This is a genomic window from Kitasatospora sp. NPDC004669 (assembly GCF_040609455.1).
Taxonomy (GTDB): Bacteria; Actinomycetota; Actinomycetes; order Streptomycetales; family Streptomycetaceae; genus Kitasatospora.
Window position 1 is genome coordinate 79,613 of the sequence record NZ_JBEXKB010000032.1, and the last position, 24,515, is coordinate 104,127.

General features: G+C 72.8%; 24 protein-coding genes and 5 pseudogenes. 16 read left to right on the forward strand and 13 right to left on the reverse strand.

The genetic code is table 11. From position 1 onward, the window contains the following. Positions 1–89: 89 nt before the first annotated feature. Genes ABZW30_RS25295 through ABZW30_RS25305 form a run of 3 tightly spaced genes read left to right on the forward strand, consistent with a single transcriptional unit; the run spans position 90 to position 1,482 of the window. Positions 90–320 carry a hypothetical protein gene (locus ABZW30_RS25295; protein ID WP_355673472.1) on the forward strand — a complete coding sequence of 77 codons (231 nt, stop codon included), beginning with the start codon at positions 90–92 and terminating at the stop codon, positions 318–320. Positions 321–359: 39 nt separating this feature from the next. Then, entirely contained in the window at positions 360–854 is a 495-nt protein-coding gene (locus ABZW30_RS25300; RefSeq protein ID WP_355673473.1) for a hypothetical protein, read from the forward strand. Between the two features lie 22 nt (positions 855–876). Beyond that, a complete protein-coding gene (locus ABZW30_RS25305; protein WP_355673474.1) occupies positions 877–1,482 on the forward strand; it encodes a class I SAM-dependent methyltransferase in 606 nt (201 codons plus the stop codon). Between the two features lie 202 nt (positions 1,483–1,684). Here the strand turns inward: ABZW30_RS25305 and ABZW30_RS25310 are convergent, their stop codons facing one another. After that, complete coding sequence (locus ABZW30_RS25310; RefSeq protein WP_355673475.1) at positions 1,685–3,004, reverse strand: MFS transporter; 1,320 nt, start codon at positions 3,002–3,004, stop codon at positions 1,685–1,687. Then, the gene (locus ABZW30_RS25315; protein ID WP_355673476.1) at positions 3,001–3,621 is read right to left on the reverse strand and encodes a helix-turn-helix domain-containing protein; all 621 of its coding nucleotides are present in this window, start codon (positions 3,619–3,621) and stop codon (positions 3,001–3,003) included. Before ABZW30_RS25315 ends, ABZW30_RS25310 begins: the two co-directional genes overlap by 4 nt. A 141-nt stretch (positions 3,622–3,762) precedes the next feature. Here ABZW30_RS25315 and ABZW30_RS25320 point away from each other — a divergent pair, with 141 nt between their 5' ends. Beyond that, positions 3,763–4,260 (forward strand): nuclear transport factor 2 family protein, encoded by a 498-nt coding sequence (locus ABZW30_RS25320; RefSeq protein ID WP_355673477.1) that lies wholly within the window; start codon positions 3,763–3,765, stop codon positions 4,258–4,260. On the opposite strand, the gene ABZW30_RS25325 is transcribed toward ABZW30_RS25320, so the two are convergent. The 4 genes from ABZW30_RS25325 to ABZW30_RS25340 all read right to left on the reverse strand — a co-directional run bounded on the left by ABZW30_RS25325 (position 4,181) and on the right by ABZW30_RS25340 (position 7,562). After that, a complete protein-coding gene (locus tag ABZW30_RS25325) occupies positions 4,181–4,750 on the reverse strand; it encodes a YrhB domain-containing protein (protein ID WP_355673478.1) in 570 nt (189 codons plus the stop codon). The two genes, ABZW30_RS25320 and ABZW30_RS25325, sit on opposite strands and share 80 nt — an antisense overlap. Positions 4,751–4,796: 46 nt before the next feature. Then, positions 4,797–5,879: an SDR family oxidoreductase gene (locus tag ABZW30_RS25330; RefSeq protein WP_355673479.1), complete on the reverse strand. Its 1,083-nt coding sequence runs from the start codon at positions 5,877–5,879 to the stop codon at positions 4,797–4,799. A gap of 81 nt (positions 5,880–5,960) precedes the next feature. Beyond that, the gene (locus ABZW30_RS25335; RefSeq protein ID WP_355673480.1) at positions 5,961–6,587 is read right to left on the reverse strand and encodes a histidine phosphatase family protein; all 627 of its coding nucleotides are present in this window, start codon (positions 6,585–6,587) and stop codon (positions 5,961–5,963) included. Positions 6,588–6,653: 66 nt separating this feature from the next. Then, on the reverse strand, positions 6,654–7,562 hold the full coding sequence (locus tag ABZW30_RS25340; protein ID WP_355673481.1) for an aldo/keto reductase: 909 nt from the start codon (positions 7,560–7,562) through the stop codon (positions 6,654–6,656). 73 nt (positions 7,563–7,635) lie between these two features. On the opposite strand from ABZW30_RS25340, the gene ABZW30_RS25345 reads away from it, so the two are divergent. Genes ABZW30_RS25345 through ABZW30_RS25360 form a run of 4 tightly spaced genes read left to right on the forward strand, consistent with a single transcriptional unit; the run spans position 7,636 to position 9,491 of the window. Continuing rightward, positions 7,636–8,697, forward strand: coding sequence for an ArsR family transcriptional regulator (locus tag ABZW30_RS25345; protein ID WP_355673482.1), 1,062 nt, complete (start codon positions 7,636–7,638; stop codon positions 8,695–8,697). A gap of 24 nt (positions 8,698–8,721) precedes the next feature. Further along, a complete protein-coding gene (locus ABZW30_RS25350; RefSeq protein ID WP_355673483.1) occupies positions 8,722–8,844 on the forward strand; it encodes a hypothetical protein in 123 nt (40 codons plus the stop codon). A 48-nt stretch (positions 8,845–8,892) separates the two neighbouring features. Beyond that, positions 8,893–9,246, forward strand: a complete 354-nt coding sequence (locus ABZW30_RS25355; protein WP_355673498.1) for a hypothetical protein — start codon at positions 8,893–8,895, stop codon at positions 9,244–9,246. A gap of 47 nt (positions 9,247–9,293) precedes the next feature. Further along, positions 9,294–9,491, forward strand: coding sequence for a hypothetical protein (locus tag ABZW30_RS25360; protein ID WP_355673499.1), 198 nt, complete (start codon positions 9,294–9,296; stop codon positions 9,489–9,491). Here the strand turns inward: ABZW30_RS25360 and ABZW30_RS25365 are convergent. Continuing rightward, a pseudogene (locus ABZW30_RS25365) lies at positions 9,408–9,794 on the reverse strand (hypothetical protein); the annotation flags it as partial. The gene ABZW30_RS25360 and the pseudogene ABZW30_RS25365 overlap by 84 nt on opposite strands. Between ABZW30_RS25365 and ABZW30_RS25370 the strand changes: the two are divergent. Together ABZW30_RS25370 and ABZW30_RS25375 are read left to right on the forward strand one after the other, a co-directional pair. Beyond that, complete coding sequence (locus ABZW30_RS25370) at positions 9,733–10,701, forward strand: D-2-hydroxyacid dehydrogenase family protein (RefSeq protein ID WP_355673484.1); 969 nt, start codon at positions 9,733–9,735, stop codon at positions 10,699–10,701. The pseudogene ABZW30_RS25365 and the gene ABZW30_RS25370 sit on opposite strands and share 62 nt — an antisense overlap. A 204-nt stretch (positions 10,702–10,905) precedes the next feature. Further along, positions 10,906–11,766: a hypothetical protein gene (locus tag ABZW30_RS25375; protein WP_355673485.1), complete on the forward strand. Its 861-nt coding sequence runs from the start codon at positions 10,906–10,908 to the stop codon at positions 11,764–11,766. 10 nt (positions 11,767–11,776) lie between these two features. Here ABZW30_RS25375 and ABZW30_RS25380 read toward each other — a convergent pair. Further along, positions 11,777–11,911, reverse strand: a pseudogene (locus ABZW30_RS25380) (M4 family metallopeptidase); the annotation flags it as partial. A gap of 15 nt (positions 11,912–11,926) precedes the next feature. Beyond that, positions 11,927–12,759 (reverse strand): annotated as a pseudogene (locus tag ABZW30_RS25385) (transposase); the annotation flags it as partial. Between the two features lie 194 nt (positions 12,760–12,953). Here ABZW30_RS25385 and ABZW30_RS25390 point away from each other — a divergent pair. Together ABZW30_RS25390 and ABZW30_RS25395 are read left to right on the forward strand one after the other, a co-directional pair. Further along, on the forward strand, positions 12,954–13,370 hold the full coding sequence (locus tag ABZW30_RS25390) for a GNAT family N-acetyltransferase (RefSeq protein ID WP_355673486.1): 417 nt from the start codon (positions 12,954–12,956) through the stop codon (positions 13,368–13,370). A 19-nt stretch (positions 13,371–13,389) separates the two neighbouring features. Continuing rightward, a complete protein-coding gene (locus ABZW30_RS25395) occupies positions 13,390–14,718 on the forward strand; it encodes a hypothetical protein (protein WP_355673487.1) in 1,329 nt (442 codons plus the stop codon). A gap of 3 nt (positions 14,719–14,721) precedes the next feature. On the opposite strand, the gene ABZW30_RS25400 is transcribed toward ABZW30_RS25395, so the two are convergent. Then, entirely contained in the window at positions 14,722–16,833 is a 2,112-nt protein-coding gene (locus ABZW30_RS25400) for an amino acid adenylation domain-containing protein (RefSeq protein ID WP_355673488.1), read from the reverse strand. Positions 16,834–17,038: 205 nt separating this feature from the next. On the opposite strand from ABZW30_RS25400, the pseudogene ABZW30_RS25405 reads away from it, so the two are divergent. The 4 genes and pseudogenes from ABZW30_RS25405 to efeU form a co-directional block, all read left to right on the forward strand. Then, positions 17,039–17,374 (forward strand): annotated as a pseudogene (locus ABZW30_RS25405) (ATP-binding cassette domain-containing protein); the annotation flags it as partial. 260 nt (positions 17,375–17,634) lie between these two features. After that, positions 17,635–18,783 (forward strand): iron uptake system protein EfeO, encoded by a 1,149-nt coding sequence (efeO, locus tag ABZW30_RS25410; protein WP_355673489.1) that lies wholly within the window; start codon positions 17,635–17,637, stop codon positions 18,781–18,783. A 128-nt stretch (positions 18,784–18,911) separates the two neighbouring features. Continuing rightward, the gene (gene efeB / locus ABZW30_RS25415) at positions 18,912–20,192 is read left to right on the forward strand and encodes an iron uptake transporter deferrochelatase/peroxidase subunit (RefSeq protein WP_355673497.1); all 1,281 of its coding nucleotides are present in this window, start codon (positions 18,912–18,914) and stop codon (positions 20,190–20,192) included. 57 nt (positions 20,193–20,249) lie between these two features. Further along, positions 20,250–21,095: an iron uptake transporter permease EfeU gene (gene efeU, locus ABZW30_RS25420; protein ID WP_355673490.1), complete on the forward strand. Its 846-nt coding sequence runs from the start codon at positions 20,250–20,252 to the stop codon at positions 21,093–21,095. Positions 21,096–21,168: 73 nt separating this feature from the next. Here efeU and ABZW30_RS25425 read toward each other — a convergent pair whose 3' ends face one another. The 3 genes and pseudogenes from ABZW30_RS25425 to ABZW30_RS25435 all read right to left on the reverse strand — a co-directional run. Further along, the gene (locus ABZW30_RS25425; RefSeq protein ID WP_355673491.1) at positions 21,169–21,447 is read right to left on the reverse strand and encodes a hypothetical protein; all 279 of its coding nucleotides are present in this window, start codon (positions 21,445–21,447) and stop codon (positions 21,169–21,171) included. A 276-nt stretch (positions 21,448–21,723) separates the two neighbouring features. After that, positions 21,724–24,324 (reverse strand): ABC transporter permease, encoded by a 2,601-nt coding sequence (locus tag ABZW30_RS25430; protein ID WP_355673492.1) that lies wholly within the window; start codon positions 24,322–24,324, stop codon positions 21,724–21,726. Positions 24,325–24,398: 74 nt separating this feature from the next. Further along, positions 24,399–24,515: pseudogene (locus ABZW30_RS25435) on the reverse strand (ABC transporter ATP-binding protein); the annotation flags it as partial.

Consider the following 24,515-nt stretch of genomic DNA (forward strand, 5'->3'; position numbering starts at 1 on the left):
GTGCTCAACGAGCGCGCCGACGCCGGGACATGACCCGGAAGAGGGGTCTGAAGGGGCGCTGATTGCCACCGCGCCACATGCTGGAGGTCATGGAGACCAACAGCACGACCGCACCCCTGGTCGAGGTGGCCGAGTTCCGGACCGACAGCCGCTACCGCCTCGTCCACTTCGAGGGCCACGGCTGGGAGCCGCTCGCCCCCGAGGAGTTCGAACCCCGCATCCACCAGCTCTTCCCCGGCCTCGACCCGCGCGATCCGGTCAAGGTGCACTGGGCCGACCGCCCCTGGGAATGGCCGGCCTGGCACCCCGGCGAGGCCTGAGCCAGCGATCGCCGAGCCCCCGTTCGCTACGCTTTCCGGGTGAGCGTGGATCACTTCTGGTGCCGCCTGCCCGGGCAGGCCGTGGACACCTGCTCGCCGGAGCAACTCGGCGAGCTGGTGCCCCGCCGCCGCGACGTGCGGTACGACCGGCTGGCCGCCGCCGGACTCGCCCTCGGCGTCCGGCAGACGCCCGTCCTGATGGAACTCGCGCTCACCGAGAACGGCCTGCACCCGGACCCGACCGCCCGGCTGCCCGTCTACGGCGGCACGCGCCGGGAACCCGGTACCGACATGCCGGTGCTGCGCCCCGAGCAGGTCGCGGCCGCCTTCCTGTTCCTGCGCGACTCGGCGCTCGGCGAACTCGTGCGCCAGCAGGACACCGTGCTCGCCCGTACGGTCGCGGAGCTCGACTATCCGACGCCCTGGTCCGAGTCCTGGGCGGCCCGGGTGGTCGGCGACCTGCGTGAACTGCGGGACTTCTTCGCGGGCGCGGCGGCGGCCGGCGACGCGGTGGTCGTCCGGGAGGCCGAATGAGCGAGCGCAGAGAGGCAGGCGCATGACCAGTCCCGCGAGCACGGCCGGGTACGGTGAGGCGGCGGAACAACTCGCCGTCCAGTACGAGGGTGTGACCTTCGCCGAGGTCCACCGCTCGCGGCTGCACCTCTACCCGGCCCCGCCCGCCGCCGTCCTCGACATCGGCGCGGGCACGGGACGCGACGCAGCCGCCCTCGCCGCCCTCGGCCACCGGGTGGTGGCGGCCGAGCCGACGCCCGAACTGCGGGCCGTGGGGGAGCGGCTGCACGCCGGGTCGGGCGTGCGGTGGGTGGCGGACGCGCTGCCCACACTCCCCCTGCTGGGCGCCGAAGGCGGGCGCTACGACCTCGTGCTGCTCACCGCCGTCTGGATGCACCTCGCGCCGGCCGAATGCCCGCCCGGGATGGACGCCCTGGCCCGCCTGCTGGCCCCCGGCGGCCGCCTCGCCCTCACCCTCCGCCACGGGCCGGTCCCGTCCGGGCGCCGCATGTTCGACCTACCGCCCGAACACACCATCGCCCTCGCGGCGGCGCGCGGCCTGCACCTGCTGCACCGGGGCGGGCGCCCGGACCTGCACGGACGCGAGGGCGTTCGGTGGACGGAGCTGGTCTTCGAGCAGGGGCGGTAGTCTCGCCGTCCTCGGTTCCGGGGATCCGGTAGCTTCGGTGGCGCGCGGACCAACACGTCGCCGCCGCAGAGGAGTTCCTCGTGCCGGGTCCGAACGAGGGCGTCCGCCACGAGGTATCGGACGGGACGCCCGGGCTCGCCGTCCAGGCTCGGACCGCGAACGACGGCCCGCTGAGCTGTCGGCCGGGAACCTCACCTGTGTGTCAGCGAGCCACCGGTCGGCTGTCCGCCTCGGTGTCGCCGTCGGCGGCGAGTGGATCGTCCGGAGCCAGGGAGCGGATGCGCGGTATCGGTGAGGGGAGCAGCCAGAGCAGTGCCAGTGTTCCTCCGACGGCGGCCGTGATCAGGGTGGTCCTGAGTCCGAGGTGGGTGGCGAGCATGCCGCCGACGATGGCGCCGAGGGGGCGTATGCCGTAGTTGACGGTGCTGTAGGCGCCGGCCGCGCGACTGCGCATGCTGTCGGGTATCACCGCGGCTTGCAGGGAGTTGAGGTTGACATCGAACAGCATCACGCCGATTCCGGAGAGGAACTGCGCAGCGCCCAGGGCCCCTGCGCGGGCCCATGTGGGGCCGCTCGCGGTGGCGGCGATGGCGATGGGGGCCGGGAAGAGGACGGCGCCTGCCGCGATGCTGCGTCCCACGCCGATCCGTCGCGAGATCCTCGGGGCGATCACCGCGCCCGCGAGAGCTCCGGTTGATCCGATGCCGAAGGCCAGCCCGACGGCCCCTGCGGAAAGGCCGAGCACCTGGACGGCGAACAGAACGGTCAAGCCGGCGCTTGACACGAAGGTGAAGAAGTTGAGGGTCGTCGCGCAGCCGAGGCTCGCCCGCAGTACCGGGTGACGAACGACGAAAACCAGCCCCTCTGTGGCCCGCCGCAGCAGCGAAGGTCCTGCCGTCTCCCCGGCGGCGACGGCTGGTTCGTCGACCCGGATCGGCCCGAGCAGAGCGGCCGAGGCCAGGAAGGACAGGGCATCGGCGATCACGGCGACGGGCGCGGTCAGGACCTGAACGAGGGCACCGCCCACGGCAGGGCCGACGACGTGGGAAGCGGATCGGCTGGCGCTGAGCTTGCTGTTCGCGTCGACGTAGGACGAGCGTGGCACGAGGTGGGCGAAGAAGGGCGGATAGGCGGTGTTGAACAGCACCGCCGCGGTGCCGGTCAGCAGCGCCACGGCATACAACTGGAGAAGCGTCACGGTGCCCGACAGGTAGGCGACGGGCAGGGTGAGCAGTACGCACGCGCGGATCAGATCGGCGAGGATCATCAGGCGGCGCTTGTGGACGCGCTGGTCGACCCAGGCGCCCAGCACGACGGCGAGGAGATTCGGGGCCCAGGCGAGCGCGGTCAGCCATGCGACCTGGCCGGCCGAGGCGTGCAGCGCCGCCACGGCGATCAGGGGTAACGCCAGTTCGGAGATCCGGTCGCCGAACTGCGACACCGACTGCCCGGCCCAGAGGCGGACGAAGCGCCGATCCCGCCACAGTGGTATCGAGGGGGCCGTGTCCTGTGGGGAGTTCATGTCGTGTCGCCGGTCCGCTCCTCGGCGGCCTCCGGCAGGACGTAGCGCAGCAGCCGGACGCCACGGCTCCCGCTCGGCCGCTGCGCCGGGTCACGCGTCACATAGGGCGCGAGGACGCTTTCGATCGCGTCCTCGATGGCCGCGAGTTCCTCGGGGGACACCACCACGCGGGTGTTCGCCAGCCCCGCGTGCTTGCGCCACTCCTGATCGAGTCCGGGTTCGGTCTCGGTCACCCACCGATGTGGCAGGCCCGCGGAGCGGGCGAACATCTCCCGGGACAGCACCCGTGCGGCGGACTGGCCCTCCTCGTCCTGTGGCATCGCGAATCGGAAGCCCCGTGCCACGGCCTCCCACCGCCGCTCCCGGCGATCCGTTCCGGCCTCGGCGTCGCGGACCAGCCCGAAGCCCGCCAGGTGGCGCAGATGCCAGCTGGTCACGGACGGGGTGGCTCCGACATCCGGTGACAACTGCGTCGCCGTCGCCGACCCGTGCCGTTGCAGACGTTCGAGGATCGCAAGCCGTACCGGATGCGCCAACGCTCGCATGGCCTTCGGGTCGGTGATCTCGATATCGCCCAGGCGATTCCCGTGCTCCATGGTGTGAGAGTATTCTCTCATAATGTGTGAGAGTCAACTCTCACACATTGCCCGATGCCGGTGCTGGACGGTCGAGCTGCGCGGGCCCCTGGAGACCTGGGAGCTCCATGGGTTCAGGGAAACTGAAGGTTCTTCAGCTCACACATCTCGTCGGGGGAGCTCATGACCGCATCGACCCGCCCGCCCCTCGACCCCGCGTCGAGCCATCGGGCCATTGAGAACCTGATCGCGCGGTACGCCGAGCTCGTGGACGACGGGGATTTCGCGGGGCTCGGCGACCTTCTCGCCGATGCCACCTTCACGGGCAGTGGCGAGCCGGTGAGCGGGCGGGAGGCGATCGAGCGGATGTTTCGGGAGACGCTGATCGTCTACTCCGACGGTACGCCACGCACCCAGCACGTCGTCACCAATGTCGCGATCGAGGCTGACGAACAGGCGGGTACCGCGGTCTCGCGCTCGTACGTGACCGTGTTGCAGGCGTTGCCCGAGCTGCCGCTGCAAGCCATCGCCGGCGGTCGGTACCACGACCGCTTCGAGCGCCGTGACGGGCGGTGGCGCTTCGTGGAGCGGCGGGTCCGCATCACCCTGGTCGGCGATCTGAGCCGCCATCTGCGCCCGGGGCCCGCCGGAGGGTCTCGATGGGCAGCAGGGGGCAGCTGACCTCCTCCTCGGTCAGGTCCGCCAACTCCTCCGGCGGTTCGGCCCCGTGCCGCACGGCGAGGAGGTAAGCCCTGGCCTGGTGCAGGCTCAGGCGTGGTGCCCTCCGGCGCAGGTGGGCCATTGCGGCGACGGGCCCGGCGGATCGGGCGAGTTCACGGACAGTCGACGCCAGGGGGTCGGGCGGCCTGATGCCCTTGATCTGGCGGAGGTAGAGAGCCTCCCAGCCGTCGGTGACCCAGGTGGTGACGGGGATGTGGTGGATGCTCCCGTCCTGCCGGTCCACCAGGTAGGGGCCGCTGCCGACGAGGCGGTCCTTCAGATCCCGGGTACGGGCGAACTCGGCCGTGTTCCAGGAGACGACCCAGCCGAGGGCGTGTTCCTCCACGTGGTACACGGCCGGGTCGGGGATCGGGCCGCGCCACATCCAGGTCAGCCGCTCCTGCGCCAGCAGCGACTCGACCAGCTCGACGGCGCGCTTCTCGGTGATCACCGTCTCATCGTCCGCGGTCGGTCAAGCGGGTTTCGGCGCCGGATTCTCATGCCGGCGGTGATTCGCCGCTCCAGTGGTGGCCGAAGTTCTCGGCGGCGAGGCGGGTGGACCAGCGCTGGAGAGCGGGGACGACGGGCGGGTGGGCGAGGCCGGCCGCGGTGGCCAGACGGTCGGCGGAGGTGGTGTCGTAGCGGTCCTCGGAAAGGAACGTGAGGGTCTCCGGGTCGGCTCCCGTGAGCGAGCGGGGGAGGCGGCGGACGAGGGGGACGGGGATCAGGCCGCGGGGTGGGCGGACGCCGAGGTGGGTGGCGAGGAGGGCGATCAGGTCTGGGAGGTGCGGGGTGCTGGGATCCAGGACGGTGTGGGCCGCGACGGGGGCTCGGTCGTGTTCGGGGGCCGCGGCGAGGAACCGGGCGAGGTGGTCGACGGTGACGACGGGCAGGAAGGTGCGCCGGGTGCCGGGCAGCAGGGGGAGGCGGCCGCGGTGGAGTTGGCGCACCAGCTGGGCAAGGCCGAGGTACTGGCCGGCTTCGCCGGTCTCCGAGTGGCCGATGACGCTGCTCGGGTTGACGGTGGTGAGGGGGACGCCGAGCCGGGGCGCGGTGACGCGGACGGCGGCGTCGCCGAGTTGTTTGGACGCCTCGTACGCGCCGAGGCGGGTGTAGAGGGCGGCGGTGGTGCCGGGGTCGAGCGGGTAACGGGGGCGGGGGTCGCGGCCGACCCGGTAACCGGACAGGTGGACCAGACGGCGCAACCGGGGCCGGGTCGCGGACCAGCACAGTGCGTGCAGTGCGCCGTGGACGTTCGTGGGTTCGGCCTCGGCGCGGGTGAGGCCGAACCGGTAGCGGGCAGCGAGGTTGTGGACGTCGCGGACCTCGGTGAGGCGGGCGTCGTCGTCCGGGGACAGGTCGAGTCCGGGACGGGTGAGGTCGGCGGTGACGGTGGTCAGTGCCGTCGTGTCGGCGCCGTGTTCGCGCAGCCACGCGCGCAGGGCGGTGTCGCGTCCGGCGTCGCGGACGGTGGCGGCCACGGCCCCGCCCTGGCCGAGGAGTTCGAGGAGCAGCCAGCGGCCGAGGAAGCCGGTGGCACCCAGGACAAGGGTGCGTAGAGGGGGAGGGGTGGGCGGCATCGGCGCTTCCGTATCTGTAGACCGGTCTGCATATTTTTGTCGACGCCCCTCCGATCCTTGGACTCCCCGATCCTCGGGCCCTCAGATCCGCAGTTCGGGCGGGAAACCCGTCCAGCGCAGTTCCTCCGGCAGGTGGCCCTGGTCGTTGAGCAGCAGTACCGATGCCGGTCGGCCGGGGGCGAAGCGGAGGACGGTCAGGGCGGCATTGGCTGCGTTGACGCTGAGCCAGCGCCAGGTGGGGGCGTCGAGGGTGTGGCGGATCAGCCAGCCGACCAGGAAGGCGTGGGTGACGACCAGTTCGTGGCGTTCCTCCGTTCCCGCCACTGGGCCGGTGAACCGGGCGACGGCCCGACGGGCCAGAGCCCGGCCCTCCGCGGCCTCCTCCGCCGTGGTGTCGGCGAGGAAGCGCAGCAGGAACTCGGCGCTGCCCTCGGGAAGTTCGTCGCGCGGCGGCAGGTGCGGAACGTAGTCCCCCGCCTCCGCGCAGGCCGACACCGCCACCCCACCGCCCAGTTGCTCGCCGATCAGCCGTGCGGTCTGCGCTGCCCGGGGAAGCGGGCCGTGGTGCACCGCGGTGATGGGCCGGTCGGCCAGCCGGCGGCCGAGGAGGACGGCCTGGCGGCGGCCGGCGGCGCTGAGGCCGCCCTCCTCCGAGACGGCCTCGCCGTGGCGGGCGAGGTAGAGGTAGCGGGTGGCGGTGTCGGTCATGCTGCGGGGCTCCTCAGGGAAGGGTGATGTGACGGAGCGACGCAGCCGGGGCGGTGATGGTTCCGGTCAGCCGGTGTGGGCCTCGTCCAGCAGGGCGAGTTCCTCGGCGGTCAGTCGGAGGGCGCCGGCGGCGATGTTGTCCTCGAGGTGGGCCAGGTCGCCGGTGCCGGGGATGGCGAGGACGTGCGGGCCGCGGTGCAGGGTCCAGGCGATCCGGACCTGGGCGGCGCTGATTCCGTGGGCCCGGGCGACCGCCTGGATCTGGGCGGGTTCGGTCTCACCGGCGCCGTCCTGCCGCCCGGCGCCGGCGATGGCGTAGAAGGGGACGAAGGCGATGCCCTGGTCGCCGCAGAGTCGCAGCAGCGCGTCCTGTTCGGCCGAGGCGCCGATGCCGTACGGGTTCTGGACGCAGACCACGGGGGCGATGGCCTGGGCCTCGGCGAGCTGGTGTGCGTGGACGTTGGACAGCCCGAGGTGGCGGATCAGCCCGGCCTCGCGCAACTCGGCGAGCGCGCCGAAGCGTTCGGCGACCGAGTCGGTGCCGAGGATGCGCAGGTTGACCAGGTCGAGGTGGTCACGGCCGAGTTGGCGCAGGTTCTGCTCGACCTGGGCGCGCAGCCGCTCGGGGGTGCGGGCGTGCTCGGTCCACTCGCCGTCGATGCCGCGGGCGGGGCCGACCTTGGTGGCGATCACGAGCTCGTCGGAGTAGGGCGCGAGCGCCCGGTTGATCAGTTCGTTGGCGGAACGCAGCGGGGAGAAGTAGAAGGCGGCGGTGTCGATGTGGTTGACGCCCAGTTCGACGGCGCGGCGCAGCACTCGCAGGGCCTGCTCGCGGTCGCGCGGTACGGCGTCGGGCCTGAGCGCCGGGCCGGTCTGCGGCAGGCGCATCGAGCCGAAGCCGATCCGGTGGACGGTGCGGTCACCGAGGGTCCAGGTGCCCGAGGCGATGGCGGTCGCAGTGGTGTCGGAAGTCATGCCGGTCATGATCGTGACTGCACTAGCCTGATCGCCACTGATTCGGGCATGTGTGAATCCACGGGGGTGGGTGTTGGCGGCCGAGCTGTTGTTCACGGCGGGGGACCTGGCGCGGATGCGGTTCGCGGTCTCGCCCATGTGGGAGGTCGGCCCGAGCCTGCGTCTGCTGTGCTCCGGCCTCCCGCACGCCGTCCACCGGCCGTGGGCGGAGCAGGTGCGGCCGCGGCTGGCGGCGCTCGGCCCGGCGTACGGGCTGCTCGCCGAGCTGGTACCGCCGGCCGGCTATGTGCCCGACTTCGTCAACCCGGCTCCGGCCGGGCCCGCGCCCACCCTGGCCGAGGAACTCGCCGCGATCCGGGCCACCCCGGTGGGGCAGGTGCGGCGCGACCTCGACCGGCTGGCGGAGGAGCAGCGCCGGCTCGGGCCCCGGCTGCGGGCGCTGCACGCGGATCCGGCATCCGGGCTGGCCCGGCTGACCGAGGCGGTCGAGGCGTACTGGGAGCTGGCGCTCGCGCCGTACTGGGCGAGGATCCGGGCCGTGCTGGACGCGGATGTGCTGCACCGGGCCCGGCAGGCCGCCGAGCACGGCGCCGCACGGGTGCTGAACGACCTGCACGCGGAGCTGCGCTGGACGGAGGACACCCTGCGGCTGCGCCACCGCACCCGCCCGCTGCGGCGTCGGACGGCGGGGCCGGGCCTGCTGCTGATCCCGTCGGCCTTCACCGGTCCGGGCCTGTACACCCGGCTCGGACGGCTGGAGCTGTCAGGCCCGCCGGACTCGTCAGGCCCACAGCACCCGTCAGTTCCGCCGGACCCGCCGCAGCTCGCCTACCCGGCGCGCGGGATCGGCGGCCTCTGGGCTGCCGCCGCGCCGACGCCCGGCACCGAGGCGCTGGCGGGGGTGCTCGGCCGCTCCCGCGCCCTGCTGCTGTCCGAGCTGGCCGCCCCGGCCTCGACCACCGAACTGGCCCGGCGAACGGGCCTGTCGCCCTCGGCCGTCTCGCAGTACCTGGCGGCGCTGCGCGACGCGCGCCTGGTGAGCGCCCACCGCGCCGGGCGCTGGGTGCTGTACGCCCGGACGGCCTCGGCGGAGGCGCTGTTGGCGCCGCTGGCTTCCCCGACTCCGAACGGCTGAACCACCCGACGAAGTGTCTGGACGGTGGACCGGCCCGCCCGCTGGAAGGCCCTGGAGGGCGCCGGCGTGGACGGCATCGTCACCAACCGGCCCGCGGAGCCGGTCGGTTGGAACCGGGCCTGGGCGCAGCGCGGCGGCGCCCGTTAGGCTGCCGGACGTGGACCGGGACGGCCCCGGTGATCGGATGGGACAGAGATGAGCGGGATCGACTGGGCGAACCTCGTCCTGGAACCGCAGGGTTCGCTGACCGCCTTCGACGGCCGGCTCGTCCTCGACCTGGACACCCAGGTGGCCACGGCGGACGGCCATGAGGCCCAGCTGACCCGTGCCGACAGCAGACTCCTGCGCGGTCTGATCGAGCTGGGCGAAGGGGTACACGACCCGGACGTGATCCTGTGGAAGGTCTTCCGCGCCATCCTCGACCCCCGCGAGCTGAAATTCCCGATGACCGTTCTGAACATGAAGCTCGGCGAGCCGCGCTGGATCGAGCGGACCGAGGCGGGCTGGTCCCTGCGTCCCCCCGGGTCCCCCGGGCCCACCGGGTCGTGAAGTCGCCGAAGACCGCACAGCCGGTCGGGCGGTAGGTCAGCAGTGCCGTGCCCGAGTCGCCGGTGATCCGCGACTGCGCCAGCTCGAAGGCGGTCGGCCGGCCGTCCTCCGGGAAGAGCCGCACGCCCCGCGCCCAGCGCCGCCGGCGCGACCAGCAGGTGGTACTCGTCGATCAGGTCATGGCTCATCAGGGAGCGGGCCAGCGCCCCGCTGCCGAGGATCTGCAGCTCGCGCGCGCCGCCTAGCCGCTCCTGCAACCGGGCGACCTCGGCCGGGACGTCCTCGCCGGGCACCGTGGTGTGCGCCGACCGCGGGTCGGTGAGGGTGCGCGAGGCGCCGTCGAGGGTGAGGAAGGTGGTGAGGCTCAGCCTGGCCATCGTGCGTCTCCCGGATTCGGTCGATGCCCCCGGGCCACCCTGGCAGACCGGTGGGCCCCCGCCGGACCCGGCGCGCCGGGTCCGGGGAGCCGTCTGCGAGGCTGAGGTCATGACACTTCCGACACTTCGCTGTGCGGTCCTCGACGATTTCCAGAACGTCGCCTCCAGCATCGTCGACTGGTCCCCGGTGGCCGATCGGGTCGCCGTGACGGCGTTCCACGAGCACCACGGCTCGGAGGACGAACTCGCCGCAGCGCTCGCCGACTTCGACATCATCGTCACCCTGCGCGAGCGCGTGCCCTTCCCCGCCTCACTGTTCGCCCGGCTGCCGAAGCTCAAGCTGCTGATCGCCTCCGGCATGCGCAACTCGGTGATCGACCACGCGGGCGCCGAGACACACGGCGTGACGGTCTGCGGCACCGCCAGCTCCGGAACCCCGCCGGTCGAACTGACCTGGGCGCTGCTGCTCGGCCTGGCCCGGGGCATCGTCCAGGAGAACACCGCGCTGCGCGAAGCCGGACCCTGGCAGAGCACCGTCGGCGCCGACCTGCACGGACGGGTGCTCGGGGTGCTCGGCCTCGGGCGGATCGGCGCGCTGGTGGCCAAGGTCGGGCTGGCCTTCGGGATGGACGTCGTCGCCTGGAGTCGGAACCTGACGGACCAGCGGGCGGCCGAGGCCGGCGTGCGCCGGGCGTCCGACAAGGAGCAGCTGCTGCGCGAGAGCGACTTCGTCTCCCTCCACCTCGCCTCGAACGAAGGCACCCGGGGGCTGATCGGCGCCGCCGAACTCGCCCTGATGAAGCCCGAGGCCTACCTGGTCAACACCTCCCGGGCGGCGATCGTCGACCAGGACGCGCTGCTCGCCGCGCTCACCGAGGGCCGGATCGCGGGCGCCGCGGTGGACGTCTTCGACATCGAGCCGCTGCCTGCCGACCACCCGCTGCGCACCGCGCCCCGGCTGCTCGCAACCCCGCACCTCGGGTACGTATCACGGGACAACTACCGGCGGTACTACGGCGAGGCGGTGGAGGACATCGCGGCGTTCCTCGCGGGGGAGCCGATCCGCCGTCTGGGCTGATGTCGGCGCCCCCGGCCGGGCCTCCGGTCGCATACTGACCGCATGACGTGCGGAGACGGTGACCGGGGCACTGGGCGGCGCGAGGTGTTGAGGGCGGGTGCGGCGTTGGTGCTGCTGGGTGTGGCGGGGTGTGCGAGCGGGGGCAAACCGCAGGCTCCGGCAGCGAGTTCGGGCACGGCGGCGACGACGGCACCCACGCCGGGCGTGTCCGGGGCGCCGACGTCAACCCCGACCCCGCCGCCCAACCCCCCGCTCTGGCAGCCCGGCCCCGGCGAGATCCAGCCCGACGTCAAGCGCCGTGCCGTCGAGCTGGTCGCCGCGCTCGGGGCCTGGCCGCCCGGCGGGCGGGGCGCGGAGGCGGCCCGGGCCCGGGTGGCGGCGCTGGGCCTGCCGCCCGGGCTGGCGGACCAGGCCGGGCCGCTCGCCCCGGCGGCGGCCGAGGCGACCCTGGAGGTGATCGATGCCCAGTACGGCGGGATCCTGGCCGACTCGGCGAGCGTGCTGGTGGTCTGCCGTCAGTGGACAAGGGCCTCCGACGGCTCGGTGACCGAGGGCGGCACCACCGTGGACGTGCGGCTGAGCCGGGCCGAGTCGCGCTGGGCCGTCACCGCGCTGTACCCGGGGAAGCCGGGCCCGGCGACCGCCTCGCCGGCCCCGACGGTGGCCCGGGTGCTGGCCGAGCCGAGGATCGAGCTGCCGCCCGCGGCGGCGGCCGACCTGCGCAGCGGTGCCGTCCACGACAGCGCGCTGGAGGCGATGCTGCGGCTGGCCGGCCCGTACACGCTGTCGGTGAGCGTGGTGCGCAGCGGACACCCGCTGGACGTCTTCGGGACGACCCGGCCCAGCGACCATCCGCTGGGCCGGGCCTTCGACGTCTGGCGGATCGACGGCCGGGCGGTGGTGGACCCGGCCACGTCCAGGCAGCTGGTCGAGTCCTTCATGCGGGACGCGGCGGCCGCCGGTTCCTACAACGTGGGCGGGCCGGTGGCGATCGCGGGCGCCGGCAACCAGTTCTTCACCGACGACACCCACCACGACCACGTCCACGTCGGGTTCAACAGCTGAGCCCGGGGCGTCAGTTGACGCCGACCGCGCTCCGAGCCGCGGCGACCGCGCCGTACTCGGCGCTGCCGGCGCCGTAGAGGTCGCGGGCGGCGTTGAGCGAGGCGGCGCGGGCGCCCTTGTAGTCGGTCGTGGAGGTCATTTGAAGTGCTCTCCCGGCGGCGGTGGTCGTCTGGTGCTGCCAGTCCGAGGCCCTGCGCCTGGATTTCGCGCGGAGTCCTGCGATCTGGTCGTAGGTGTGGTGCAGTCGGCGGCTGGTCGGCTCGCCGGGCTTGCGGTGGTGCGTACGCTGCGCGGCGCGCTGCTCCAGGTGCAGGAGCCTGGCCTTCTCCTTGTCGGTCAGCCACTCGCCGTGCTCGTACGTTTCGCCGCCCGAGAGGGCGATGGGCACGGTGACGCCCATGTCAACGCCGATGTCCGGCCCCTGGTGGGGTGCGGGTTCGCCCTCAAGGGTCTGGACACGGAAGGCGATGTGCCAGCCGAGCGCGTCCTTGACCAGCCGGCCCCGGTGATCCGGTTCTCCGCGCCCGCGTGCCTGCCCACGGGCAGGTCCTTGGTCCACCGGAACCGGACACGGCCCACCTTGGGAATGTTGACCTGCCCCCACCGGCGGTGCACGCGGACGATGTTCAGGTCCCGGCCCTGCGGGATGTCCGCGGACATCACCGTGCGGAAGCGGCCCTTGAAGTTCGGGGCGTCGGCGCGGCCGTCCCAGCAGTTCCTCCAGGCCTGGAAGTACGTCTTGAGCACTGATTGCGCGGCCTGCGCGGGCAGGACGGCGAGAAAGCCGATGTCCTCGCGGGCCCGGCGAACCGTGGCGTCCGCGTTCGCGAGAGTCCGCTCTCCCTTCGGCATCATCTGCCACCAGGCGTGGAGAAGGTTCCACATGGTGCGGGCCGCGTGCGCTCGGTCATCGGCCTTCAACACCTTGGAAGGCGACAGCGCAAGCCGGGCGCGATGCCCGAACTGCCGCTTGGCCATGGTGTCTTGACTCACAATCGAGAGCCTGGCGTTCGCCTGGGTCACCGCGCTGGGATCCCAATCCCGATGTCGGAACCGGTCGCCGGTTTGTCTACAACCTGCACGTTCACTTGGTCTTCGTCACCACGTAGGGCGGAAGGCGCTCACCGACGCCATGCCGACCCGCAACGAAGAGATCACCCGGGAGGTAAGCGGTCTACGCTGCCGTCGTGACGATCGACTACCCGGCGACCGACTACCAGTGGCGTGGCGCCCTCACCGACCCCGAACTCGACGCCCTGCACGCGGAGGGCTTCGGCCTTCCCGTCCAACCCGGCGGGTGGCTCGCCCGGCTGGAACGGCACAGCCTCGGCTGGGTCACCGCCCGCCGGGCCGCCGACGCCGCCCTGGTCGGCTTCGTCAACCTCGCCTGGGACGGCGGAGTTCACGCCTTCCTGCTCGACACCGTGGTCGCACCGGCCGCCCAGCGGCAGGGCATCGCCACCCGCCTGGTCGCCGAGGCCGCCGACGGCGCCCGCGCGGCCGGCTGCGCCTGGCTGCACGTCGACTTCGAGCCACAGCTGCGCGCCTTCTACCTGGACGCGTGCGGCCTGAAGTCCACCGACGCGGGGCTGTTGGCGCTGTGAAGCCCTAAGCTCTCGGCTCATGGACGGATGGGTGGGGGCCTGGACCGGCGGGCGGGCGGCGGTTCACATCGGCAACGTCGCGGACTTCAACGCGCAGTTCTTCGCTCCGGGCATGGACGCCGCGCAGCGCGCCCGGCGGCTGCGGCAGGCGCACCACTACGCCTGCCTGGCCGTCTGCTACAGCCCGGAACCGGCGCTGCTGGTGCTGCCCGCCGAGGTCGACCGGGAGTGGACCGACTGGCTGGCCCGGGAGTTGGACTGGGGCCCGGTCGAGGTGCACAGCGGGGTGGCGGGCGGCCGGACGATGGCCGAGGCGCTCGCCGACCGGCCCTTGCTGGCCGCTCGGATCGCCGACTCCGGCCGCCCAGTGGTGAGTTGGGGCCGTACCGCCGGTCAGGACGAGGGGCCCGAGCTGGCCGCCGTCCGCCGGTACGAGTCCAAGGCCGCCGCCCACGAGCTGTTCGCGGCCCTCGCGCCCGAACACCCGGGGATCACCGTCCCGGAGCAGGAGCGCCCGGACGGCCGCCGCCGGGCCGCCCGCCGGCTCACCGCCCGCGCCGCCCGGGGCCTGACCACCGTGCTGAAGAGCCCGCACGGCGTCGGCGGCTACGGCACCATCGTGGTCGAGCCCGCCGACCTGTTCGCCGCCGGCGGTGGCGGCTCCCTGCTGCGCCGCCTGGTCCGTTCCGAACTCCTGCCGTCCCAGGGCGAATTGCTGCTGGAGCAGTTCATCGACCCGGGCCCGGCCGCCCGGCTGCGCGACCTCACCTACGACGCCGTGGTCGGCCCGGACGGCACCGTCCACCGGGTCGGCGCGGGTGCCATGGACGTGGCCGGCACCCGCTACCAGGGCGTCACCGTCGGCCCCGGCGCGGTGCCCCGGGCCGCCGCCGAGACGGCTCGCGGCTTCGCCCTCGCGGTGGGGGAGCGGCTGGCCGCCGAGGGTTACCGCGGCTGGTACGACGTCGACTTCGTCACCGACCGGCAGCGCCGGCTCGCCCCCACCGAGATCAACCTGCGGCTCACCGGCCCCGCCGCCGCCTTCATGCTGCGCGAACGCCTCGACCGGGTGCGCGGCCCGGGCCACGTGGTTCGCACCGTCGACGCGATGCCGCTCGGTGCCCGGCTCGCCCCCGAGGCGCTGCACGACCACCTCGACCGGCTGCGCCCGCGCTGCGCCCGGCTCGGCGTCACGTTGCTGCCGCTGATCCCGACGGCGGGCCACGACCCGGAGCCCGCCGTCGGCGTCGCCCTGGCCGGCCCGGACGCCGAGGCGCTGGACGCCGCGCAGGCGCTGCTCACGGCGGCCAACCACGCGCTGACCGGGATGTTCGAGGCGCTGCGCTGACAGCTACTTCTTCGTGGTCTTCGGCTTCCGGAGCAGGAAGGTCACGACCACCACCGCGGCCAGCATCAGCGGGATGTTGAACACGTAGACCAGCACGGCCTCGCGGGTCCAGTCCGTGGCGGAGGTGAGCCGGTAGAGGTTGTCCTGCGGCCACCAGGAGGCGAGCAGCCAGAACACCGAGAAGTGGGTGAGCAGGGACAGCCTGTACGACCGGCCCTGCCGCAGGATCGACGGGAAGCCGAGGAGCAGGAAGGCCACCCCGGTGCCGAAGGCCAGGTTCTCGCAGAGGTAGAGCAGCGAGAACCAGAAGTGGTAGGCGTCGGGCACGCCCCAGAGGTCCGTCGCGCCCTTGAAGAACACGTGGGTGAAGAGCCAGGCGAAGAGCGCGCCGAACACCACGATGAAGCCCGCCAGGCAGCCGGTCGCGTCCGCCGCCGACCCGCCGCCCCCGGCCTTGCCGCCGCCCTTTCTGCTGCCGCCCGCCTTCACGGAGCGCGGCCCGGTGTGCTCCGGCGGGGCCGGCAGCGGGAGCTTGGAGCGGTCCAGCTTCCCGGCCCGGGTGCGCGGCAGCTCCGGCACGGAGACCACGGCGGCGGGCACCGAGAAGCCCTTGAGCTCCGCCAGCAGGTACTGGGTGAGCGACCAGCCGTCCACCCCCGCCGCCTCCGGGGCCCCCTGCACGGGCACCGCGTAGCCGACCATCACCCGCTGCCCGGGCCGCGGCTCCACCTCGACCACGGCCGCCTCCTGCACCGCCGGGTGCGCGCGCAGCGCGCCCTCCGCGCGGGCCGCCGCCTTGACCCGGGTCGCCACCGAGGTCGCCCGGTCGGCGCCGACCGACCCGACCACCGTCGAGGCCCGGCCGATGAACTCCAGTACGCCGTCCGCCCGGAGCAGCCCGAGGTCACCGGTCAGCAGCACCCGCCCGTCCGGATCGAAGTCCGCCCGGACGAAGCGGCGGGCGGTGTCCACCGGCCGGTTGAGGTAGCCGCGGCTCAGGCCGCCGCCCGCGATCGCGATCTCGCCGACCCGACCGGGGGCCACCGGGGTGTCGTGCGGCCCCAGGACGTACACCCGGGTGCCGGGGAAGGGACGGCCGACCAGCGAGACCCGCTCGGCGCCCTCGGCGGCGGCCGCGCCGCGAACCTCGAAGTAGGTGCTGTCCACGGTCGCCTCCGCCAGACCGTAGACGTTCAGCACCCGGGTGCCCTCGCCGAGCAGGCGCTGCAGGCCCAACTGCTCGTCCAGGTACCACTTCTCGGCGCCCACGGTGAGCAGCCGCACCCCGGGCAGCGAGCCGTTGGTCGCGGTCAGCAGGGCGGTGAGGCGGCGCGCGGTGCGGACGTTCAGCTCCATGACCGTGATCCGCTCCTCCGCCACCAGGGCGGGCAGGGCGGCCAGATCGGCGGTGCGGTCCAGGGTCAGGTTGAACGTGGTGACCACCAGGGTCGCGCCGGTGCCCAGCGCGCGGACCCAGTCGGCGGTGAAGACGTCGAACTCCAGGCTCGCCGTCTGCAGGATCCGGTCCTCCGGCGAGAGCCCGTAGACCTCGCGCCAGCCCGCGTACGCGGCCAGCAGGTTGCGGTGCTCGACCAGGGCGCCGGTGGGCAGGCCGGTGGAGCCGGAGGTGTAGAAGACACCGGCGACGTCGCCCGGGGAGATCTCGGGACGAACGAACTCCCGCTGGGTCAGGGTGAGTTCGTCGATGCAGACCAGCCGCGCCCCGCCCGCGTCCGCCAGCCGCACCCGGTGGCGCGCCTCGGTCACCACCAGGTCGGGCGACGCGTCGCTCAGCACGTGCCGCAGCAGCGCGTCGGGCGCGGTCGGCTCCAGCGGCACGAACGCCGCGCCGGCCTTGAGCACCGCCAGCAGCGCGACGTACACCCCGGTGCCCCGGCCCAGCGCGACCGCCGCCCGGCCACCCGGGGCCAGTCCGCGCCCCGCCAGGTGGGCGGCCAGCCGGTCGGCCCGCGCATCCAGCTCCCCGTACGTCAGCTCGTCGTCGCCGCAGCGCACCGCCACCGCCTCCGGCGCCCGGCGGGCCTGCCGCTCGACCAGCTCGTGCAGCGTGGTGGTGGTGCGTTCCCCGTCCGTGGTCATCGATTCCGCGGTCATCGATCCTCCCCCTCGTCCCCCTAGGAAAGGCACAATCCTCCTCCCAACTCCCCTCGTGCAACAGGGTTTTGATGAGTCCACCCCTCGGACGGCCGGAGTCCGCTTCGGTCGGCGGTTGTACGGTGCACACGGACGGTCGGCGCCGACCGGTCCGGTGCGGCGCGTCCCGCCCGCACCCTGCCCGGCCCGCGATCGGAGACCTCCCATGAGTTCGTACGGCCCGCTGCTGCGCACCCAGGACGTGGACGTCGTACGCGACGGCCGCCACCTGCTGCGCGGGATCGCCCTGGAGATCCAGCCCGCCGAGCACTGGGCACTGCTCGGCCCCAACGGCGCGGGCAAGTCCACCCTGCTCGCCCTGCTCGGCGCGGTCTCCCACCCCACCCGGGGCACGGTGGACGTGCTCGGCCGCCGGCGCGGCCGGGTGGACATCCGGGAGCTGCGCGCCCACCTCGGGCACGTCAACCCGCGCCACCCGCTGCGCTCTCCGCTGACCGTGCGCGAGGTGGTGCTCACCGGTCACGCCAGCACCATCGAGCCGGAGTGGCACCGCAACGGCCCGCGCCGCCGCCCGCCGCGCGCCCGGGCGGTAGTCGCGGGCCCTCGGGATCCCTCGCGTGCCCGGGCCGCAACGGTTGGGGCAACGACCGGGACGGCGGTTCGAGCCGGGTTCGAGGGGGGTGGGTATCGACGGTAAAGGGTTCTTACGTAAGGTATGCCTTAGCTAAATGCGGAGGCGTCGACCTGGTCGGCGCTTTACCACGACTTGGCACCCCCATGCCCTTTTCCGTTGGAGCCCCCATGCCCGCCCGTCGCCGTTCCACCGCAGCCGCGCTGCTCACCCTCGCCGTGGCGACCGCCACCCTGGCCGGCTGCGCGTCCAAGAAGGACGACAAGGCGGGCGGCTCGGACGCCGTCAAGGTGAACGCAACCGACACCGCCTGCGAGGTCTCCAAGACCGGCTTCCCGGCCGGTCACGTGGTGCTGGACATCAGCAACAAGGGCTCCAAGACCACCGAGGTCTACGTCTACGGCGCGGGCGACAAGATCGTCACCGAGCGCGAGAACATAGGCCCGGGCACCAAGGCCACCATCAACGCCGAGATCAAGGCCGGCTCGTACGAGATCGCCTGCAAGCCCGGCATGGTCGGCGACGGCATCCGGCAGAAGATCACCGTGACCGGCGAGGGCGGCAGCTCCGCCGCGGCCGATCCGCGCCTGGCCACCGCCGTCGACGCCTACCGCAAGTACGCCCAGGAGCAGGCCGACGCGACCATCCCGGCCGTCGAGGCCTTCGCCGCCGCGATCAAGGGCGGCGACCTGGAGAAGGCCAAGTCGCTGTACGCCCCCTCGCGCACCGGCTGGGAGCGCACTGAACCGGTCGCCGAGAGCTTCGGCGACGTCGACCCCAAGACCGACACCCGCGAGGACAAGCTGGAGCAGGGCCAGGAATGGACCGGCTGGCACCGGCTGGAGAAGGCCCTGTGGGCCGACGCCAAGATCGGCGACGACGAGAAGAAGCTCGCCGACCAGCTGGTCAACGACCTCAAGGACTGGCAGAAGAAGATCCCCTCCGCCGAGATCACCGCGACCAGCATGGCCAACGGCGCCAAGGAGCTGCTGGACGAGGTCGCCACCAACAAGATCACCGGCGAGGAGGACCGCTACAGCCACACCGACCTGGCCGACTTCCAGGCCAACGTCGAGGGTGCGCAGAAGGCCTACGAGCTGCTGAAGCCGGTCGCCGCCGAGAAGGACCCGGAGCTGTCCAAGACCCTCGACTCCGAGTTCGCCGCCATCAACGCCCTGCTCGCCAAGTACAAGCAGGCCGACGGCACCTTCACCCCCTACGACAAGGTCGCCGAGGCCGAGCGCAAGACCTTCTCCGACGCGGTGAACTCGCTGGGCGAGCCGCTGTCGAAGCTGGCCGCCGCCGTGGTCGTCAAGTAACCGGCCACCGGCACCAGTACCCCCGCGCCGAGCGGTTCAGCGACGGCGCACCTCAGTAGCAGAGCAGTTCAGCAAGAGTGAGAAGGGCCCGCCCGCCGATGGACGCCGAGAACGAGCAGCAGAACGGCATGACGGCCGCTGCCGCCGCCACCACCACCGACCGGGGCACGGTCAGCCGACGCGCCGTCATCGGCTGGGCCGGCGCGGGCGTCGCGCTCGGCGCCGCCGCCGTCGGCTCGGTCGCCGCGGCCAGCCGGCAGGACGACGACCCGGCCCCGGCGCCGGGCGCGGCCGGCGGCGGGGAGGTGCCCTTCTACGGCGATCACCAGTCGGGCATCGCCACCCCGGTCCAGGACCGGCTGCACTTCGCGGCCTTCGACGTCTCCGAGAAGGCCACCCGGGAGTCCCTGGTCAAGCTGCTGAAGGAGTGGACCAAGGCGGCCGCCGCGATGACCGGCGGCCGCGAGGTCGGCACCGGCGCGGCGAGCGGTCTGCCCGAGGCGCCGCCGGACGACACCGGCGAGGCCATGGGTCTGCCCGCCTCCCGGCTCACCCTCACCGTCGGCTTCGGGCCCAGCCTGTTCGAGAAGGAGGGCGTCGACCGCTTCGGCCTCAAGGCCCAGCGCCCCGAGGCCCTGATCGACCTGCCGAACTTCAAGGGCGACAAGCTCGACCCGCTGCGCAGCGGCGGCGACATCTGCGTCCAGGCGTGCGCCGACGACCCGCAGGTCGCCGTGCACGCGATCCGCAACCTGGCCCGGATCGGCATGGGCACCGTCAGCATCCGCTGGTCCCAGCTGGGTTTCGGCAAGACCTCCTCCACCACCCCGGACGCGCAGACCCCGCGCAACCTGATGGGGTTCAAGGACGGCACCCACAACATCGCGGGCACCGACACCGCGAAGCTCTCCGGCCACGTCTGGGCCGCCCCCGGCGACGGCCCGGAGTGGATGACCGGCGGCTCCTACCTGGTCGCCCGGCGGATCCGGATGCACATCGAGACCTGGGACCGCACCTCGCTCAAGGAGCAGGAGGACGTCTTCGGCCGCACCAAGGGCGAGGGCGCCCCGTACGGCAAGGCCAAGGAGCACGACGCCCCCGACCTCAAGGCGATGCCCGCCGACTCCCACGTCGCGCTGGCCCACCCGGACGCCAACAACGGTCTGATGATCCTGCGCCGCGGCTTCTCCTTCACCGACGGCACCGACGGCCTCGGCCGCCTGGACGCCGGACTGTTCTTCCTCGCCTACCAGCGGGACACCCGCAAGGCCTTCGTGCCGCTGCAGCAGCGGCTCGCGGCCTCCGACAAGCTCAACGAGTACATCCAGCACGTCGGCTCCGCCCACTTCGCCTGCCCGGCGGGCGTGCGCAAGCCGGGGGAGTGGTGGGGCCAGGCCCTGTTCGGCTAGGCCCCTGGCCCCGACCGTGTCCCCCCGTACCTCCCCCACGACACCCCAGGAGCCCGCGTGTTCGGCAACTACCTGATCGGCCTGCGCGAAGGCCTCGAAGCCAGCCTCGTCGTCTGCATCCTGATCGCCTACCTGGTCAAGACCGACCGGCGGGACAAGCTGCCGCCGGTGTGGCTCGGCGTCGGCTCGGCCGTGGTGCTCTCGATGGCCTTCGGCGCGGTGCTGCAGTTCGGCTCCTCGCAGCTGACCTTCGAGGCGCAGGAGGCGCTCGGCGGCTCGCTGTCGGTCATCTCGGTCGGGCTGGTGACCTGGATGGTGTTCTGGATGCGGCGCACCGCCCGGCACCTGAAGTCCGAGCTGCACGGCAAACTGGACGCGGCGATCGCGATGGGGACGACGGCCCTGGTGGTCACCTCCTTCCTGGCGGTCGGCCGGGAGGGCCTGGAGACCGCGCTGTTCATCTGGTCCGCGGTGCAGGCGACCGACGACGGCTGGAACCCGCTGATCGGCGCCGCGCTCGGCCTGCTCACCTCGGTGGTGCTCGGCTGGCTGTTCTACCGCGGCGCGCTGAAGATCAACCTGGCCAAGTTCTTCACCTGGACCGGCGCGATGCTGGTCGTGGTCGCGGCCGGTGTGCTCGCCTACGGCGTGCACGATCTGCAGGAGGCCGGGTGGCTGCCCGGCCTGCACGACCTGGCCTTCGACATCTCCAGCACCATCCCCAAGGACAGCTGGTACGGCACCCTGCTGAAGGGCGTGTTCAACTTCCAGCCGGACCCGACCGTGCTGCAGCTGGTGGTCTGGCTGCTCTACCTGCTGCCGACCCTGGCCGTGTTCTTCAACCTGTTCGGCGGTGGCAAGGCCGAGCCCGCCCGGCCCGTCGCCGCCAAGTCGGCTGCCTGACCCGGCAGTCCACCGTCACCGCCCCGCCCGGCACCCCGTCGGCCGGGGCGGTCGCGTGTGCGTTCCGCCCCGGTCAGTGGCCGGGCCGGAGCACCGCCAGGCCGATGACCAGCGCGATGAACCCGAGGATCCCCAGGATGATCGGCGCCGGGCTGAACTCCTGCCGGAACCCGCCCGCGTCGTGGTCGGAGGACAGGTGCTCCTCGGCCTTGGCCCGGGCCGAGAACACGGCCTGCTTGCGGTAGCCGCAGGTCTCGCACCTCACGTGACGGACGTTGCCGTAGCCGCGGGTGACCCGCATGACGTGCTGGTGGCCGTCCGGGCCCTCGCCCGTGATCCGGCTCGACTCCATGACCAACCCCCTCGCGACGCACCTGCTGTGCGGATCGATGCTTGCACACGCCACCGACAAACCGTTGCCGGCGTGGAACGGCACGCGCCCCGCCGTCACGCTGAGGGGTGGACGGCTTCGCCGGTCGTCCAACTCCTGGTCTCCGTCGCCGGACTGACCACCGGCTCGCGGCAACCGTCCGACCGGAGCGTGGTGTTCGCCGGGCCGTGACGCGAAGGAGCCCCCGGGGCGGTTCGCTCGAACCGCCCCGGGGGCTCCCTTCGTACGGCCCCGGGCCTACTCGCTCTTGATGGCGCCCAGGATGTCCATCTTCGCCGCCTTGTAGGCGGGCCAGAGGGCGGCCACCAGGCCCACTACGGCGGCCGCCAGCAGGAAGCCGAGGATCTGCAGCGGCGGTACCTCGGTGGTGATGCCCTTGAAGGTGTCCGTCAGGGTGCGCAGGCCTGCCCAGGCGACCACGATGCCGAGGACGACGCCGACCAGCCCGCCGAACAGCGCGATCAGGAGCGACTCCAGCCGGACCATCCGGCGGATGCCGAGCCGGTCCAGGCCGATCGCCCGCAGCATGCCGATCTCCCGGCGGCGCTCGAAGACCGACATCGCCATGGTGTTGACGACGCCGAGCACCGCGATCACCACGGACATCCCGAGCAGCCCGTACATCATGTTCAGGATGCCGGTGACGATCTGGCGGTTCTCCGCCTTGATGTCCTTCTCGCCCTTGACGGCGATCAGCGGGTTGCCGCCGGTCGCGTCGCGCAGCGCCTGCTTCAGCTTCTCGGTCGGGCCGTCGGTGCCCTTTACCAGGACCCGGTTCGGGCCGGTGCCGGGTGCCGCGTGCGGGCCGACCACGGCGTCGGGGGCGACGATCCCGGCCAGCGAGGTGTTGGACTCCAGCACGCCGCCGACGGTCAGTGAGCCCTTGGTGCCGTCCGGGTAGGTGACGGCGAGCGTCTCGCCGACCTTGTAGCGCGTGCGCCCGGCGGAGCCGGAACCGACCAGCAGCTTGCCCTGCTTGAGGGCGTCCGCGGCGCCCTCCTTGACCTTGACGGTGGCCAGCTGGTCGATGGTCGCGGCGTCCACCGCCGTCAGCCACTCGGTGTCCGAGCCGTCCGCGCCGTCCGAGTCGTCCGCGCCGTGCGAGCCGTTCGAGCCGGTCGTCACCGGGATGGTGCGCTCCACGCTCATCGCGCTGACGCCGGGCGCCTTGGCGATCTGGGCGGCGACCTCGGGGGAGAGCATCGAGTAGTTCTGCATGGTGACCGTGAAGTCGGCCTTGAGGTCGCTCGCGGTCGCCTTGTCCACGGCCTTGTTCACCGAGGCGCCGACCACGGTCAGCGCGGTGATCAGGGTGACGCCGATGGTCAGCGCCGAGGCGGTGGCGGCGGTGCGGCGCGGGTTGCGGATCGCGTTCTCCTTGGCCAGCCGGCCCGGGGTGCCGTACAGCCCGCGCAGCAGCGGGGCGAACAGCGCGATCAGCGGCCGCGACAGCAGCGGGGTCAGCACGAACACGCCGATCAGCAGCGCGCCCGCGCCGGCCCCGACCAGCTTGACCTCCTTGCCCGCCGCACCCGCGGCCAGCGCGGCCGCGCCGGCCAGGGCGAACACCAGGCCGATGGTGTTGCGGACCACCAGGCTCTTCTGGGTGGCGGGCTGCTCGGCCGAGCTCATCGCCGCCACCGGGGCGATCCGGGAGGCGCGGCGGGCCGGGAGCCAGGCGGCGACCAGGGTCACCAGCACGCCGACCGCGAGCGCGGCGATGACGGTGCTCGGGGCGATCACCAGCGGGCCGTCCGGCAGGTTGGCCTCCAGCGGGCCGTTCAGCAGCGCCTGGAGCCCGGCGGCGATGCCGATGCCGGCCACCAGGCCGGCCACCGACGCGGTCAGGCCGACCAGCGCCGCCTCGATCTTGACGGAGCGGGTGATCTGCTTGCGGCTGGCGCCGATGGCGCGCAGCAGGGCCAGCTCCTTGGTGCGCTGGGCGACCAGCATGGTGAAGGTGTTGGCGATGATGAAGATGCCGACGAAGAGCGCGATGCCCGCGAAGACCAGCAGGGCGGTGCTCATGCCCTTGGTGCCCTGCTGGATCATCCGGTCCTGCTCGTCGGCCAGTTCGCGGCCGGTCCTGGCGTCGAGGTTGTCACCGTGCGGGACGGTCTGCTTGACGGTGGCGAGCAGCGCGGAGTCGTCGGTGCCCGGCTTGGCCTTGACGTCCAGCTCGCCGAAGCGGCCCGGGCTCAGGTAGAGCTGCTGGGCGGTGGCGCTGTCGAACGCGGCCAGCGAGCCGCCGGCCACCACACGCGGGTCGTTGGTGCGCAGGGTGCCGGTGAGCTTGAGCTCCATCACCGGGCCGTTGACGGCCACCCGGACGGTGTCGCCGACCTTGTAGCCGCCCTTCTCGGCGGTCCTGGCGTCCAGTGCGATCTCGCTGGCGTTCTTCGGGCCGCGCCCCTCGACCAGCGGGTAGCGCGGGTCGGTGCCGTCGGCGCCCGGCACGTAGTTGGTGCCGGTGGTGGAGAAGCCGTTGCCGATCAGCGCGCCCTTCTTGTCGGCGATGCCGGCGAAGCCGCTGACCACCCCCCGCACGTCGGCCACGCCGGGCAGTGCCGCGACGGCCTTGCGGGTGTCCTCGGTGAGGGTCGGGCCGGTGTGGGCCTTGCTGCCGTGGTCGTAGCCGCGGCCGACGGCCTCCCGGTCGCTGACCGTGACGGCGATGTCGGTGTAGCTCTTGGAGTTCTGTGACCTGAGCGCGCTGCCGAGCGTGTCGGTGAAGACGAGGGTGCCTGCCACGAAGGCGGTGCCGAGCATGACGGCGAGCGTCGTCATCAACAGTCGGCCCTTGTGGGCCAGCACGTTGCGTAGTGCGGTGCGGAACATGAGGAGGTGTCAGTCCTGGGGTCGCTCGTGGGACGGGTGGCTTCGGGGTTTCGGGGCTGCGGGCTGTCGCCGGGTCAGCTGGTGCGGCCCTTGGCGTCGAAGCGGCGCATGCGGTCCAGGACGGTGTCGGCGGTGGGGCCGTGGAGTTCGTCGACGATCCGGCCGTCGGCGAGGAAGACGACGCGGTCGGC